Origin of the sequence: Solibacillus sp., assembly GCF_040273735.1 — a bacterium.
GTDB lineage: Bacteria > Bacillota > Bacilli > Bacillales_A > Planococcaceae > Solibacillus.
On record NZ_JBELZM010000001.1, the window covers coordinates 39581 to 53833 of the forward strand.

A 14253-nucleotide genomic window follows, 5' to 3' on the forward strand; every position below is an offset into this window, starting at 1 on the left:
GAAACTTCCTTTCAGTTCAAACTTATATGTGTAAGTATACACGACTCATCGAAATCGAAGTAAGAAAAAACCTTTTCCAAAAGAAATTTATCATAAATTCAGATTTAACAATTCATTATAAGGGAATGAATAAATCGAGGGGTGTTATAAATTAAATAATAAAATTTATTGGGTGTTTTTTCTATTATAGTACAGAGGTGATTACAGTATAATACAGGTAATGTAACTGTATCAGTTTAAACAAATGCGAGGAAAAATCTTTAATTAAGATGATAAACAATGATTGACCGATAGAATTTTATTCTTTATACTCGGTGTATAGAAACGTTGTACTAGTAAAAAACGAAAATTTTTTAATACAGTTCAAAGGGGATGTAAACAATGGCAGAAAAAATGAAGAATCAATTGGACCCAGCTGGAACGTTACAGGAAATTGAAAGTAAGTTTGAGATGTTCCAAATTTTAAACGAGCAGGGTGAAATAGTAAATGAAGCGGCAATGCCGGATTTAACGGACGAGCAATTAGTTGAATTGATGGAGCGTATGGTTTACGTACGTATTTTGGATCAGCGTTCGATTTCGTTAAACCGTCAAGGACGTCTTGGTTTCTATGCACCGACTGCGGGTCAGGAAGCTTCACAACTTGCATCGCATTATGCTTTGGAAAAAGAAGACTGGATTTTGCCGGGGTATCGTGATGTACCGCAAATCGTTATGCACGGTTTACCGTTATGGAAGGCATTTCTATTCAGCCGCGGACACTTCATTGGGAACCAAGTACCGGAAGGCGTTAATGTATTGGCACCACAAATTATTATCGGTGCACAATATATCCAAACTGCTGGTGTAGCACTTGGTTTACAAAAACGTGGTTCAAAAACAGTTGCGATCACTTATACAGGTGATGGTGGTTCATCACAAGGTGATTTCTACGAAGGGATTAACTTTGCAGGTGCATTCAAATCACCGGCGATTTTCATCGTACAAAACAACCAATATGCAATTTCGACACCGCGTGAATTACAGACATCTGCTAAAACAATTGCACAAAAAGGTGTAGCGGCAGGTATTCCATGTGTATTAGTAGACGGAATGGACCCATTAGCAGTATATGCAGCGACAAAGGATGCGCGTGACCGAGCTGTTCGTGGTGAAGGACCAACATTAATCGAAACAATGTGTTACCGTTATGGGCCGCATACGATGGCGGGGGATGACCCGACACGTTACCGTACAACGGATATCGACAATGAATGGGCTGCGAAAGATCCATTAGTACGCTTCCGCACATTCCTTGAAGGTAAAGGTTTATGGGATGAGCAAAAAGAAGAAGCAGTAATTGAGCGTGCTAAAGAAGAAATTAAAGATGCTATTAAACAAGCGGACCAAGCACCAAAACAAAAAGTTACGGAATTAATGGAAAATATGTACGCTGGAGAAATGCCGGCGAACCTAAAAGAACAGTATGCGATTTATAAAGAGAAGGAGTCGAAATAAGCCATGGCACAAATGACAATGATTCAAGCAATTACAGATGCATTACGCTGCGAATTAAAAAATGACGAGAACGTTTTAGTATTCGGTGAAGACGTTGGTGTAAACGGCGGGGTATTCCGTGCAACAGAAGGTCTTCAAAAAGAATTTGGCGTTGATCGTGTATTTGATACGCCACTTGCAGAATCAGGAATCGGTGGTTTAGCAATTGGTTTAGCGTTAACTGGATACCGTCCAGTACCTGAAATTCAATTTTTCGGCTTCGTATTCGAAGTAATGGATTCTATCAGCGGGCAATTGGCTCGTATGAGATACCGTTCAGGCGGTACGTATAATGCACCAGTAACAATCCGTTCTCCATTTGGCGGGGGTGTTCATACGCCTGAAATGCACTCGGATTCTTTAGAAGGGCTGATGGCTCAATCACCAGGATTAAAAGTTGTTATTCCATCAACACCATATGATGCAAAAGGTTTAATGATTGCTTCGATTCGTGATGATAATCCGGTTATTTTCTTAGAGCATTTAAAACTATACCGTTCATTCCGTGAAGAAGTTCCGGAAGAGTCATATACAATTGAATTGGGTAAAGCAGATGTGAAACGGGAAGGAAAAGATCTTTCTATCATTGCTTACGGCTTAATGGTTCACGAAAGTCTAAAAGCGGCAGAAGAATTGGAGAAAGAAGGCTACTCGGTAGAAGTAATCGATTTACGTACAATTCAGCCGTTAGATATCGAAACAATTATTGCATCTGTTGAAAAAACAGGTCGTGCAATTGTTGTTCAGGAAGCGCAAAAGCAAGCAGGTATTGCGGCAAATGTAGTCGCAGAAATTACAGAACGTGCGATTCTGTCATTGGAAGCACCAGTATTACGTGTTGCTGCACCAGATACAATCTATTCATTCCCGCAAGCGGAAGGTGTATGGTTACCTACGTATAAAGATGTAATGGAAACTGCAAAGAAAGTCTTAACATTCTAAGAATTGAGGGTGAGATAAATGGCATTTACGTTTCGTTTACCAGATATCGGAGAAGGTATTCATGAAGGTGAAATCGTCAAATGGTTCGTTAAACCTGGCGATCAAGTAAAAGAAGACGATATTTTAGCAGAAGTTCAAAATGATAAAGCAGTCGTTGAAATTCCGTCACCAGTTGATGGTACAGTAGAAGAAATCTATGTAGAAGAAGGAACGGTTGCGATTGTCGGGGATGCCTTAATCCGCTTTGATGCACCAGGCTATGAAGATTTAAAACTAAAAGGTGATGACCACCACGAATCAAATGAATCAAACAAAACAGAAGCACAAGTACAGTCTACTGCTGAGGCTGGCCAAAATGTGAAAAAAGAAGAAACTAAAACGGATAAGAGTGCAGATGCTGCTCAGCCGGAAGCTCCCGCTGAAACAGAAAAAGCTGCACCGCCATCCGAAACAGAAACTTCAGGCAAACGCATTATCGCAATGCCTTCTGTTCGAAAGTATGCTCGTGAAAAAGGTGTCGAGATTCAGCAAGTTTCAGGCACAGGCAAAAACGGCCGTGTGTTAAAGGAAGATATTGAGAGCTTCCTAAACGGAGGTCAACAATCGGCTTCTGAAACAGAAGAAGTAAAAGATACACAACAGCCACAAGCAGAAGAGAAACAAGCAGAAACAAAACAAGCTGCCCCTGTAGCACTTGAAGGCGAGTTCCCTGAAACACGCGAAAAAATGAGCGGTATCCGCAAAGCGATCGCAAAAGCGATGGTACATTCAAAACATACGGCTCCGCACGTAACGTTAATGGATGAAGTGGATGTAACAGAACTTGTTGCACACCGTAAGCAATTCAAGGATATTGCAGCGGAACAAGGTGTTAAATTGACATATTTACCGTACGTTGTGAAAGCTTTAATCTCGACTTTACGTAAATATCCTGATTTCAACCGTTCACTGGATGATGCGACACAAGAAATTATTCAAAAACATTACTATAATATTGGTATTGCGGCTGATACAGAAAAAGGTTTGTTAGTTCCTGTAATTAAGCATGCTGATCGTAAGTCTGTATTTGGCTTATCTCAGGAAATTAACGAATTGGCTGTAAAAGCGCGTGATGGTAAGCTAGCACCGCATGAAATGAAAGGTGCGTCAATGTCGATTACAAATATCGGTTCAGCTGGTGGGCAATGGTTCACACCAGTAATTAACCATCCTGAAGTGGCAATCTTAGGAATTGGTCGTATTTCAGAGAAACCAGTAATAAAAAATGGTGAAATTGTAGCAGCACATGTGTTAGCATTATCATTGAGCTTTGATCATCGAATGATCGATGGAGCGACTGCACAAAACGCTTTAAATCATTTAAAACGTTTATTAAGTGAGCCGCAACTATTATTAATGGAGGCGTAAAAAAATGGTAGTAGGAGATTTTCCAATCGAACTAGATACTCTTGTAGTAGGTTCTGGCCCTGGTGGTTATGTAGCAGCAATTCGTGCAGCACAAACAGGTCAAAAAGTAACAATCGTTGAACGTGGAGCATTAGGCGGGGTATGTCTAAACGTAGGTTGTATCCCTTCAAAAGCTTTAATTTCAGTAGGTCACCGCTTTGAAAATGCCCAGCATTCAGATGATATGGGTGTTACTGCATCTGAAGTGAAATTAGACTGGTCTAAAGCACAAGCATTTAAAGACGGCGTTGTTAAAAAATTAGTAGGCGGCGTTGAAGGCTTATTAAAAGGAAATAAAGTAGATATCGTAAAAGGTGAAGCATACTTCGTGGATGCAAACACTGTACGTGTTATCGACGGCGATAATGCTCAAACTTATACATTTAAAAATGCTATTTTAGCAACAGGATCTCGTCCAATCGAAATCCCAACATTTAAATTTACAAAGCGTGTAGTAAGCTCAACTGGTGCATTATCATTCCCTGAAGTACCAGGTAAATTAGTTGTTATCGGTGGCGGTTACATCGGTACAGAGCTTGGTTCAGCTTATGCTAACTTAGGTTCTCAAGTAACAATTATCGAAGGCGGTAAAGATATTTTAGCTGGTTTCGAAAAACAAATGACGCAAATCGTTAAAAAAGGTCTGAAGAAAAAGGGCGTTGAAGTTGTAGTAAACGCTTCTGCTAAAGGCGTAGAAGAAAACGAGAATGGCGTAGTTGTTACTTATGAAGCAGGTGGCGAAGAAAAAACTGTTGAAGCAGATTACGTATTAGTAACTGTAGGTCGTCGTCCAAATACGGATGAAATGGGCTTAGAAGAAGTAGGTATTAAATTCGCAGAACGCGGATTATTGGAAGTAGACAAACAAGGTCGTACTTCAGTATCGAACATCTATGCAATCGGTGATATCGTTGCAGGTCCACAACTTGCTCATAAAGCTTCTTATGAAGGTAAAGTTGCTGCAGAAGCAATCGCTGGTGAACCATCAGTAGTTGACTACTTAGCAATTCCTGCAGTATGCTTCACAGATCCAGAAATGGCAACTGTAGGCTACTCTGAAGAGCAAGCAAAAGCGGAAGGTTTAGAAGTGAAAGCTGCTAAATTCCCATTCGCTGCAAACGGTCGTGCATTAGCATTAAACGAAACAGAAGGTTTCGTGAAACTAGTAGCACGTAAAGAAGACGGCTTATTAGTTGGTGCTCAAATCGTTGGTGTCGGTGCTTCTGATATGATTGCTGAAATGGCAACTGCTATTGAAGGCGGTATGACTGCAGAAGATATCGCATTGACTATCCACGCTCACCCAACTTTAGGTGAAATTACAATGGAAGCTGCTGAAGTTTTACTAGGCAACCCAATCCATATTGTAACTAAATAATGATATAAAAATTACACTGCCCATTTTAAATGGGCAGTGTTTTTTATGGTTATAAATAACAAGGGGTTGGGTCAACCTAAGGGAAAGGAAAAACGCTTTCTGATAGAAGCAAAAAATTTTTTCTTCCATTATAAAGGGAGTTTTTAAATGTAAAAAATGGTTATTTATAACTGAAAGATTCATGTAAAAAATAATAAAGTAGAGCAACAAAATAAATGTAATTCAGCTAAAATGTGAAATAAGCTCTAATTATAGGAGGAATACTGTTTGAGGATTTCATTGATCAAGGAAGTCGTCACATTTAAACAAGGTGGCTTTTCGCATTACTTTAAATATAAAATCATGACCCAAATTATAGTAGGAAAATAAAATAGACAGAAATTTCTAATAGACGTACAATAAAGTGGAACTTTAATCAGTAAGGGGGAATCTCTACTGATTAAAAGGAACATAAGCTAAAACTGTCATGTCCTGTGACAACGCTTGTGTGACCAGCATCGTGTTAGTCCGAACCAATCGGGCTTTTACGGGTAGTTGATTTCCCGCCTATCCTTTTCGACCTGTTTACGTTTAGAGGCAGGAGAGTCACTACCTGTTAATGCGGGATAAAACTGTGTAAAGGGGGTTAACTGGTGGAGATTATTCGTACTACCACTCAAATTGGTATTATTATTTTGTTTTATCTGACTGGAGAATTTATCGTTTCAGTTACCGGTATTATTATACCTGGAAGTATTATCGGGTTAGTTATATTATGGCTTGCTCTTTACTTTAAAATTTTAAATGTAAAATACATACAAAACGGTGCCAGTTTTATGCTTGCATTTTTAACATTGTTTTTTATTCCTTCAACAGTGGCTGTCATTAATTATCCTGAATTACTCACGATATCAGGAGGGCTTTTTGTTTTAGCTGTTATTATCAGTACAATTTTTGCGCTGGTCATAACCGGAAAAATAGGTAAATTCATAGAAAAAAAGGAATGCAAAATGAAGGAGGAAGAGAATATTGCTGCATCTACTGCTAATTCTATCCATCATAAGTAGCACTGTTCTTCTTTTTATATTACTGAACAGGCTGTACTTGAAGTTTGGCCACCCATTATTATTGCCTATTTTAACGGCTACTTGTATTACAGTCATTATTTTACTAGTTTTTAATATTCCATATGAAACGTACATGGAAGGGGGACAATGGATATCCAAAATGCTCGGTCCTGCAGTCGTAGCATTGGCATTTCCTTTATACAACCAGCGGGAGCTTATATTCAAATACAAATACTCGATTATTACGAGCATCATTGTCGCAATGCTCGCAGGTCTAATTAGCGTAGTAGCATTACTTTTACTTTTCGGATCAAGCAAAGATTTTATCCTTACTTCATTACCAAAATCATTAACAACACCTGTGGCAATGCAAGTAAGCGATATTGTTGGGGGTATACCGCCGCTGACTGCTGTAATGGTAATGGTGGCAGGGTTTACTGGTGCTATTTTAGGTCCGGTTTTATTTAAATTATTTAAAATTGATACGGCGATCAGTCGCGGGGTCGCTATGGGAAGTGCTTCGCATGGTGTCGGATTGACAAAATTAAAGGAGTATAGTGAAGAAGATTTATCGATTGGCTCACTGTCTATGGGGCTTAGTGCGGTTGTTGGGGCCTTCATTATTCCGCTTATTTCGATTTATTTATTTTAAAAAAGACAGACAGCATTTAGCTGTCTGTCAGAAATATTAATAAATCGCTTTCCGCTCTTTAATAACACGAATATTTTGTAATGTACTGTCTTCAGGTCCTTGAACAGGGAGACCTGCTTCAATATTCATCTTGATAAAATCAATATTGCTCTGCGTAATTATTTCCCCGGGAATAAATATTGGAATGCCCGGTGGGTACACCATTATAAATTCTGCGCAAATATACCCTTCTGCCTGTGCAAGAGGAATACTTTCTGTTTGTGCATAAAATGCATCACGCGGTGTCATTGCAAGAGCGGGAATTTCAGGTATTTGAACATTTGTTTCAGTAATCGATGCTTCCGATTCGAAGTTTTTCGACATACGTGTCAAAGCATTAACAAGTAAATTGATTTCTTTTTTCGAATCTCCAATTGTTACTAAGCATAAAATATTGTATAGATCGGACAACTCTACTTCCAAGTTAGCATTCTGACGTAACCATTCTTCTGCAACATGTCCGGTAATGCCTAAATCTTTAACACAAATTAACAGTTTTAATGGATCCATATCGAATGTAGCCGAAGTTCCGAGTTTTTCACGTCCTACACAATGTAGATGCGGAATTGCGTTAATGCGTTTACGGGCATCATTTGCCAAACGGATTGCTTCGTCCAATAAATCATATCCATGGACAGCAAGCTGGCGACGTGCCGTATCTAAAGACGCCAGTAATGGATAGGAAGTCGATGTCGTTGTCAGCATAGAGAATACAGCCTGTACTCTTTTAGCTGTTACAAGGCCTTCTCTGACGTTTAAGACAGAGCTGCCTGTCATGGAGCCGCCAAGCTTATGCGTGCTCGTAGCGGCCATGTCCGCGCCGGCTTGCATTGCAGATAACGGCAACTCATCATGGAATTTAATATGAACGCCATGAGCTTCATCCACAATTACTGGAATATTACGTGCATGTACAATTTCGACAATGCGTTTTAAATCTGCAACAAAACCGAAATATGTCGGGTTGATGACAAGTACGGCTTTCGCATCTGGATATGTCGTCAATGCGCGCTCAACGGACTCTGGCGAAATACCATGAGAAATGCCGAGCTCACTGTCAACTTCCGGATGAATAAAAATAGGAATAGCACCTGCAAAAACAATAGCTGACATAATCGACTTATGTACATTCCGCGGTACTATAATTTTATCGCCTGGGCCAACGACAGTCATAATCATCGTCATAATGGCGCCACTAGTACCTTGCACGGAAAAAAATGTATGGTCAGCACCAAAGGCTTCAGCAGCAAGGTTTTGTGCTTGCATAATCACACCTTTAGGAGCGTGTAAATCATCTAGTGGAGCAATATTAATTAAATCAATTGATAAAACGTTGTCGCCTACAAATTCTCTGTAAGCTGGATCCATTCCTTGCCCTTTCTTATGGCCTGGGATATGGAACTGGATAGGGTGTCTGTTGCGATGCTTAAGTAATGCATCAAACAAAGGAGTCTCTAACTGTGACAACGCAGGTACCACCTCACTATATAGTATTTTTTAAAAACAAATGAATTATAGCACCTATTAAAGTTGCTGACTATATAAATATTTTAATCAACTGAATTGACAGTTATTATTTTAGGAGGAATAACAATGAAATGGCAAACAAAAGTAACCGACTTATTACAAATTCAATACCCGATTATTCAGGGGGGATTAGCGTACCTGGCCTATTCTGAGCTTGCTGCAGCGGTTTCAAATGCAGGAGCCTTAGGACAGATTACCGCCATGAGCTTGCCGTCACCGGAAGCGTTAAAAGAGGAAATAAAAAAAGTGAGAGAAATGACAGATCGGCCGTTTGGTGTAAACTTTGCGATAGGAATGCATGGAAAAGGATACGAAAAGATGATCGAAGTAGCTGGTGAAATGGATGTACCTGTAGTAACTATTACTGGAGGAAACCCGGCACCGATATTCGACATATTAAAAGATGCATCATGTAAAAAACTTGTACTCGTCGCTGCGAAACGACAAGCGCAGAAAGCTGAACAGCTGGGAGCGGATGCCGTAATGGTTGTTGGACAAGAAGGCGGGGGCCATTTAGGGCGAGATGATGTCGGAACAATGGTGCTCGTACCGCAAGTAGTCGATAGTGTATCGATTCCGGTTATTGCGTCAGGGGGAATTGGAGACGGACGAGGATGGATGGCAGCACATGCATTAGGGGCGGAAGGAATTGAAATGGGGACACGCTTTATTGCGACAAAAGAATGTGTTCACGCTTCTCTAGCATATAAACAGGCACTGATTGATAGTGAAGAAACAGATACAACGATTATTAAACGCTCGATTGGTGCGCCTGCCCGAGTAATCCGCAATGCATTTACAGATGAGATTTTAGAAGTTGAGCAAAAAACCCCTACATATGAAGCGCTGAAATCATATATTAGCGGTGAAGCAAACAAAAATTTCATTTACAGTGGAGATGCGACAAAAGGCTTCGGATGGGCGGGTCAAGTAACAGGATTAATTCAAGATGTACCGTCAGCTGAAGAATTAATTCAGCGTATGGTTGTACAAGCGGAAAAAATCCGTTTAAAATGGGGTCAGTAATAATTAAAGGCAGGTAATAACTATGGAATATTCATACCCATTATCGACGGACTGGTCAACAGAAGAAATGGTCGATGTCGTACGCTTTTTTGAAGTGGTGGAAATGGCCTACGAAAAAGGGGCAAAGCGTGAACTAGTCATGGCACGCTACAAACGTTTTAAAGAGATTGTACCTTCCCAGGCGGAAGAAAAAACAATCTGCCGTGAATTCGAACAGGCAAGTTCCTATGTCCCATACCGGGTCGTAAAGCTTGCGAAAGAATTAGCGGACGGGCAAATTGTAAGAATGTAATAAAAAACGAAGCTGTGACAGAAGAACTTCATGGCTAAGGCAAGATATTTATAAAAGAAACGGATTTTCTGTACAGCAAAAAGCAGCATTTTCTCCCAGAGGAAAATGCTGCTTTTAGTCTTAATATCAAGAATTTTTTAAATTATTTTTAAATTGTTGGAATGTTTAGCAGTCTTTTGTACATATTAATAATAAATGGTTGCAATTAACCTTTGATGATTTTATAAACAGGGAGAAGCTCATCAAATGTTTGTTCAGCCAATAGCAAAAACTCTTCTGCAGACATTTTAATTGCCTCATCTGCAGGTATACGACGCCCAACAAGAAATTCTCCTTTTTTTACATCACGCAGGCGTATAAGGAGCTGTTCAAGCTTTTCGGTGCGCGCTTCTTTTAAAGAGATCGTATCTGGTTGCATATGATCCCCGGAAAGTACGTAATCATCGGATAAATCTTTAATCACTTGCATATTTTTCAGTAAGCGCTGTGCCATTTCCTCTTTTTGCGGCGCTTCATAAATCACTGCAACAACGATGAAAAGGTGCGTACCCCATAACCCAATCTGGAAATGCGGCAAAGCTTTATAACCACGCTTATAAGGAGCAAATGCAACCCAGGAATCTTTTGGTGGGTTTACAGTACGGCGGGCATGTTTCGCAACATGACCGAAAAACTCTTCTCCTGTTTGTGCACTGAAATACCCTGTAAACGTTTCTGACAGCTCATTAAACTTCGGGCGGATAATTGTTGTTAAAGCTTCCATACGCTCATCTAGACCGTCAATATCAAATACTTGGAAGTCTTCTTTAGTCCAATTGACAATACTCATTTTTATAATTCCTTTCGTTTTTATGTTTATTTTATTAATTTTTTGGGAAAAAATCTTGTAATAGAAACTTTATACCAATGGAAAATATCAAAGGTGAGGCTATAATCTTAAGAATTTACTTATATTATCCAGTTTGGTTAAAGTCTGAAAAATTATGATAAGGAAGTGATTTATTATGAAACAGATGATTAAGATTATACGCAAAGTTGATATTGAAAAGCAATACGAAGAGATTTTGATGTTGGAAATGGATTATGAATTAGCAACACTCTATGCGGCGATGAATGACAAAAATCAATCTGAAATTGATAAATCTAAAAAACGATTAACAGAAATCCAAGAGGAATTAAAAGGTTTACATGCATATGCGTAACAAAAAAACGTTTCCAAAATAAAAAATCACTTGCCGACGTAAGAAAGCAAGTGATTTTTTGTTATAATAAGGATACTTTAAAAGAGCTCAACATATTTACATATATAAACTAGCGATTGTTGTCGGAAGGTGGATGAACGATGGATATAAAAAAACTGGATGAATTTGCAAAAGAAATAATTTTTGAAGCAGGAAAAAATATTCGAGCAGCATTTTCCTATAATATTGAAATCGAAACAAAGTCAAATCCCAATGATTTAGTAACGAACATAGATCGGGAAACGGAATTATTTTTTATTGAAAAAATAAAGGCATTTAATCCGGAGCATCGTATTTTAGGTGAAGAAGGAATGGGCGAAAAGGTTGAAAATCTGGAAGGTGTTGTGTGGATTATTGATCCTATTGACGGCACGATGAATTTTGTAAAGCAGCACCGGCATTTTATGATTACAATCGGTATTTATGTTGATGGTGTCGGAGTATTAGGTTACATATTTGATGTAATGAGGGAAGATTTATTTAATGCAATTGCAGGAGAAGGGGCATGGTATAACGATTCTCCGCTGCGCAAGCTGCAGCCGGTAAAAATCGAAGAGGCGGTAATCGGTATAAATGCAAACTGGGTTACACCGAATAATCGCATTAACCACGAAAAGATTATCGAACTTGTTCGCACCGTGCGCGGGACACGTTCATACGGCTCAGCAGCAATGGAAATCGCCTTTGTTGTAAGCGGAAAGCTGGATGCCTATATGTCCATGCGCCTTGCGCCTTGGGATATTGGCGGGGGAGTTATTATTGCAAAAGAAGTAGGGGCGATTGCCACAAACTTAAAAGGCGAAGATTTCGATTATTTATCGAAAGACACATTCCTGATCGCCAATCCTTCTATTCATCAATTATTTTTGGAAAATTATATTGAAGTGAAAAAATAAAAAACTTCGGTGCATCGTTGCACCGAAGTTTTTATTTCTATAGTAAACCTTGATCCCTGAATTTGCGTTTTGTCTTAAATGCCATACCGAAAATTCCACACATAACGATAACACCTAAAATAACACCGATCCAGCCGGTTGTTTCATATTTTGGCCCTGTCATGAAAATAAGTGAAAATGCAAATCCAATGCTAATCATTGAAAGAATCGCAGCTAATGCGTAAATAAACATTACAAATTTTGCTTTATTCATCGTTCATACCTCCATATACTTTTTATATGTGACAATAAATGTAATTAATTATTGTGAAAAGACATTTAATCTTTCATGTGCTATAATATCACAGTTAAACAATTGAAAAAAGAATATGGAGTGGAATAATGACAAATTTACGTCAAGATATTCGTAATATCGCAATTATTGCTCACGTTGACCATGGTAAAACAACGTTAGTAGACCAATTATTAAAGCAATCAGGGACTTTCCGTTCAAACGAACGTGTTGAAGAACGTGCAATGGACTCTGGTGATATAGAACGTGAACGTGGAATTACGATTTTAGCTAAAAATACTGCAGTAAATTACAATGGGACTCGTATCAACATCCTTGATACGCCTGGACACGCAGACTTCGGTGGAGAAGTAGAACGTATCTTAAAAATGGTAGATGGCGTTTGTTTAGTTGTCGATGCGTATGAGGGTTGTATGCCGCAAACACGCTTCGTATTAAAGAAGGCGTTAGAGCAACGTTTAACACCAATCGTTGTAGTTAATAAAGTAGATAAAGATTCAGCTCGTCCACTAGAAGTAGTAGATGAAGTATTAGAATTATTAATCGAGCTAGGTGCAGATGAAGATCAGTTAGATTTCCCAGTTGTTTATGCTTCAGGTGTAAACGGAACTGCGTCTTTAGATCCGGATCCAGCAAACCAAGAAGAAGACATGAAATGCTTATTCGAGAAAATTATTGAAGCTATCCCGGCTCCAGTAGATAACTCGGACGAGCCTTTACAATTCCAAGTAGCATTACTTGATTATAATGACTTCGTTGGTCGTATTGGTATCGGTCGCGTATTCCGCGGTAAAATTTCTGTAGGTCAACAAGTTTCTCTTATGAAATTAGATGGCACAGTGAAGAACTTCCGTGTTACAAAAATCTTTGGTTTCTTCGGTTTAAAACGTGAAGAAATTGAAACAGCAGTTGCTGGTGATTTAATCGCAGTATCAGGAATGGAAGATATTAACGTTGGTGAAACTGTTTGTCCAATCGAGCATCAAGAAGCATTAACGCCATTACGCATCGATGAGCCAACTTTGCAAATGACATTCTTAGTAAACAACTCACCATTCGCAGGTCGCGAAGGGAAATGGGTAACTTCTCGTAAAATCGAAGAGCGTTTACGTGCACAATTGCAAACAGACGTATCTCTACGAGTAGAAGATACAGATTCTCCGGACGCTTGGACAGTTTCAGGTCGTGGGGAGCTTCATTTATCGATCTTAATCGAAAATATGCGTCGTGAAGGCTATGAGCTACAAGTTTCTAAACCACAAGTTATCATCCGTGAAATCGATGGCGTGAAATCTGAGCCGATCGAGCGAGTTCAAATCGATGTACCTGAAGATTCAGTAGGATCTATTATTGAATCAATCGGTACTCGTAAAGGTGAAATGCTTGATATGGTAAACAACGGTTCTGGACAAGTACGTTTAATCTTTAACGTACCGGCACGTGGTTTAATCGGTTACACAACTGAATTCATGTCAATCACAAAAGGTTTCGGTATCATTAACCATACATTTGATCACTATGCACCGTTAGTGCCTGGTAAAGTAGGCGGACGTCACCAAGGCGTATTAGTTTCTATGGAAAATGGTAAATCAACAACTTATGGTATGATGGGTATTGAAGACCGTGGTACATTATTTATTGAACCAGGTACAGAAGTATACGAAGGAATGGTTGTTGGTGAAAACAACCGTGATGGCGATATTACTGTAAACATTACAAAACAAAAACAAAAAACAAACATCCGTTCAGCGAATAAAGACCAAACGAATGTTATCAAAAAGCCTCGTATTTTAACGCTTGAAGAAGCATTGGAATATTTAGGTGATGATGAGTACCTGGAAGTAACTCCAGAATCAATCCGTTTACGTAAACAGATCCTTGATAAAGGTGAACGTGAACGTATTGCTAAAAAGAAAAAGAACGCTGAGTTAGAAGCTTAA

General features: G+C 39.1%; 14 protein-coding genes. 11 read left to right on the top strand and 3 right to left on the bottom strand.

The window, feature by feature from the left end:
- Positions 1-381: 381 nt before the first annotated feature.
- From pdhA to ABS917_RS00230, 6 genes are all read left to right on the top strand, one after another.
- Entirely contained in the window at positions 382-1497 is a 1116-nt protein-coding gene (pdhA, locus tag ABS917_RS00205; protein ID WP_079524913.1) for a pyruvate dehydrogenase (acetyl-transferring) E1 component subunit alpha, read from the top strand.
- A 3-nt stretch (positions 1498-1500) separates the two neighbouring features.
- Complete coding sequence (locus ABS917_RS00210) at positions 1501-2478, top strand: alpha-ketoacid dehydrogenase subunit beta (protein WP_251689586.1); 978 nt, start codon at positions 1501-1503, stop codon at positions 2476-2478.
- An 18-nt stretch (positions 2479-2496) separates the two neighbouring features.
- Complete coding sequence (locus ABS917_RS00215) at positions 2497-3885, top strand: dihydrolipoamide acetyltransferase family protein (protein ID WP_350477145.1); 1389 nt, start codon at positions 2497-2499, stop codon at positions 3883-3885.
- A 4-nt stretch (positions 3886-3889) separates the two neighbouring features.
- On the top strand, positions 3890-5302 hold the full coding sequence (gene lpdA / locus ABS917_RS00220; protein WP_350477146.1) for a dihydrolipoyl dehydrogenase: 1413 nt from the start codon (positions 3890-3892) through the stop codon (positions 5300-5302).
- A gap of 632 nt (positions 5303-5934) precedes the next feature.
- Positions 5935-6348 (top strand): CidA/LrgA family protein, encoded by a 414-nt coding sequence (locus ABS917_RS00225; protein WP_350477147.1) that lies wholly within the window; start codon positions 5935-5937, stop codon positions 6346-6348.
- Positions 6311-7000 (top strand): LrgB family protein, encoded by a 690-nt coding sequence (locus ABS917_RS00230; protein ID WP_350477148.1) that lies wholly within the window; start codon positions 6311-6313, stop codon positions 6998-7000. Before ABS917_RS00225 ends, ABS917_RS00230 begins: the two co-directional genes overlap by 38 nt.
- Before the next feature lie 36 nt (positions 7001-7036).
- On the opposite strand, the gene ABS917_RS00235 is transcribed toward ABS917_RS00230, so the two are convergent.
- Entirely contained in the window at positions 7037-8506 is a 1470-nt protein-coding gene (locus ABS917_RS00235; RefSeq protein ID WP_350477149.1) for an aminotransferase class I/II-fold pyridoxal phosphate-dependent enzyme, read from the bottom strand.
- 126 nt (positions 8507-8632) lie between these two features.
- Between ABS917_RS00235 and ABS917_RS00240 the strand changes: the two genes are divergently transcribed.
- Together ABS917_RS00240 and ABS917_RS00245 are read left to right on the top strand one after the other, a co-directional pair.
- A complete protein-coding gene (locus ABS917_RS00240) occupies positions 8633-9592 on the top strand; it encodes an NAD(P)H-dependent flavin oxidoreductase (RefSeq protein ID WP_350477150.1) in 960 nt (319 codons plus the stop codon).
- A 22-nt stretch (positions 9593-9614) separates the two neighbouring features.
- Positions 9615-9884, top strand: coding sequence for a UPF0223 family protein (locus tag ABS917_RS00245; RefSeq protein WP_350477151.1), 270 nt, complete (start codon positions 9615-9617; stop codon positions 9882-9884).
- 205 nt (positions 9885-10089) lie between these two features.
- Here ABS917_RS00245 and ABS917_RS00250 read toward each other — a convergent pair whose 3' ends face one another.
- On the bottom strand, positions 10090-10713 hold the full coding sequence (locus ABS917_RS00250; protein WP_350477152.1) for a YktB family protein: 624 nt from the start codon (positions 10711-10713) through the stop codon (positions 10090-10092).
- Between the two features lie 175 nt (positions 10714-10888).
- Here ABS917_RS00250 and ABS917_RS00255 point away from each other — a divergent pair, with 175 nt between their 5' ends.
- The gene (locus ABS917_RS00255; protein WP_008403454.1) at positions 10889-11086 is read left to right on the top strand and encodes a hypothetical protein; all 198 of its coding nucleotides are present in this window, start codon (positions 10889-10891) and stop codon (positions 11084-11086) included.
- A 140-nt stretch (positions 11087-11226) separates the two neighbouring features.
- Positions 11227-12021 carry an inositol monophosphatase family protein gene (locus ABS917_RS00260; RefSeq protein ID WP_350477153.1) on the top strand — a complete coding sequence of 265 codons (795 nt, stop codon included), beginning with the start codon at positions 11227-11229 and terminating at the stop codon, positions 12019-12021.
- Between the two features lie 37 nt (positions 12022-12058).
- Here ABS917_RS00260 and ABS917_RS00265 read toward each other — a convergent pair whose 3' ends face one another.
- Positions 12059-12274: a DUF5325 family protein gene (locus ABS917_RS00265; protein WP_087615506.1), complete on the bottom strand. Its 216-nt coding sequence runs from the start codon at positions 12272-12274 to the stop codon at positions 12059-12061.
- A 128-nt stretch (positions 12275-12402) separates the two neighbouring features.
- Between ABS917_RS00265 and typA the strand changes: the two genes are divergently transcribed.
- Positions 12403-14253, top strand: coding sequence for a translational GTPase TypA (gene typA, locus ABS917_RS00270; protein WP_350477154.1), 1851 nt, complete (start codon positions 12403-12405; stop codon positions 14251-14253).

Bases quoted from the DNA above. Each gene is read 5' to 3' on its own strand.
- ABS917_RS00210 (WP_251689586.1), top strand. From the start codon at position 1,501: ATGGCACAAATGACAATGATTCAAGCAATTACAGATGCATTACGCTGC.
- pdhA (WP_079524913.1), top strand. From the start codon at position 382: ATGGCAGAAAAAATGAAGAATCAATTGGACCCAGCTGGAACGTTACAG.
- ABS917_RS00240 (WP_350477150.1), top strand. From the start codon at position 8,633: ATGAAATGGCAAACAAAAGTAACCGACTTATTACAAATTCAATACCCG.
- ABS917_RS00265 (WP_087615506.1), bottom strand. From the start codon at position 12,274: ATGAATAAAGCAAAATTTGTAATGTTTATTTACGCATTAGCTGCGATT.
- ABS917_RS00255 (WP_008403454.1), top strand. From the start codon at position 10,889: ATGAAACAGATGATTAAGATTATACGCAAAGTTGATATTGAAAAGCAA.
- ABS917_RS00260 (WP_350477153.1), top strand. From the start codon at position 11,227: ATGGATATAAAAAAACTGGATGAATTTGCAAAAGAAATAATTTTTGAA.
- lpdA (WP_350477146.1), top strand. From the start codon at position 3,890: ATGGTAGTAGGAGATTTTCCAATCGAACTAGATACTCTTGTAGTAGGT.
- ABS917_RS00250 (WP_350477152.1), bottom strand. From the start codon at position 10,713: ATGAGTATTGTCAATTGGACTAAAGAAGACTTCCAAGTATTTGATATT.
- ABS917_RS00245 (WP_350477151.1), top strand. From the start codon at position 9,615: ATGGAATATTCATACCCATTATCGACGGACTGGTCAACAGAAGAAATG.
- typA (WP_350477154.1), top strand. From the start codon at position 12,403: ATGACAAATTTACGTCAAGATATTCGTAATATCGCAATTATTGCTCAC.
- ABS917_RS00215 (WP_350477145.1), top strand. From the start codon at position 2,497: ATGGCATTTACGTTTCGTTTACCAGATATCGGAGAAGGTATTCATGAA.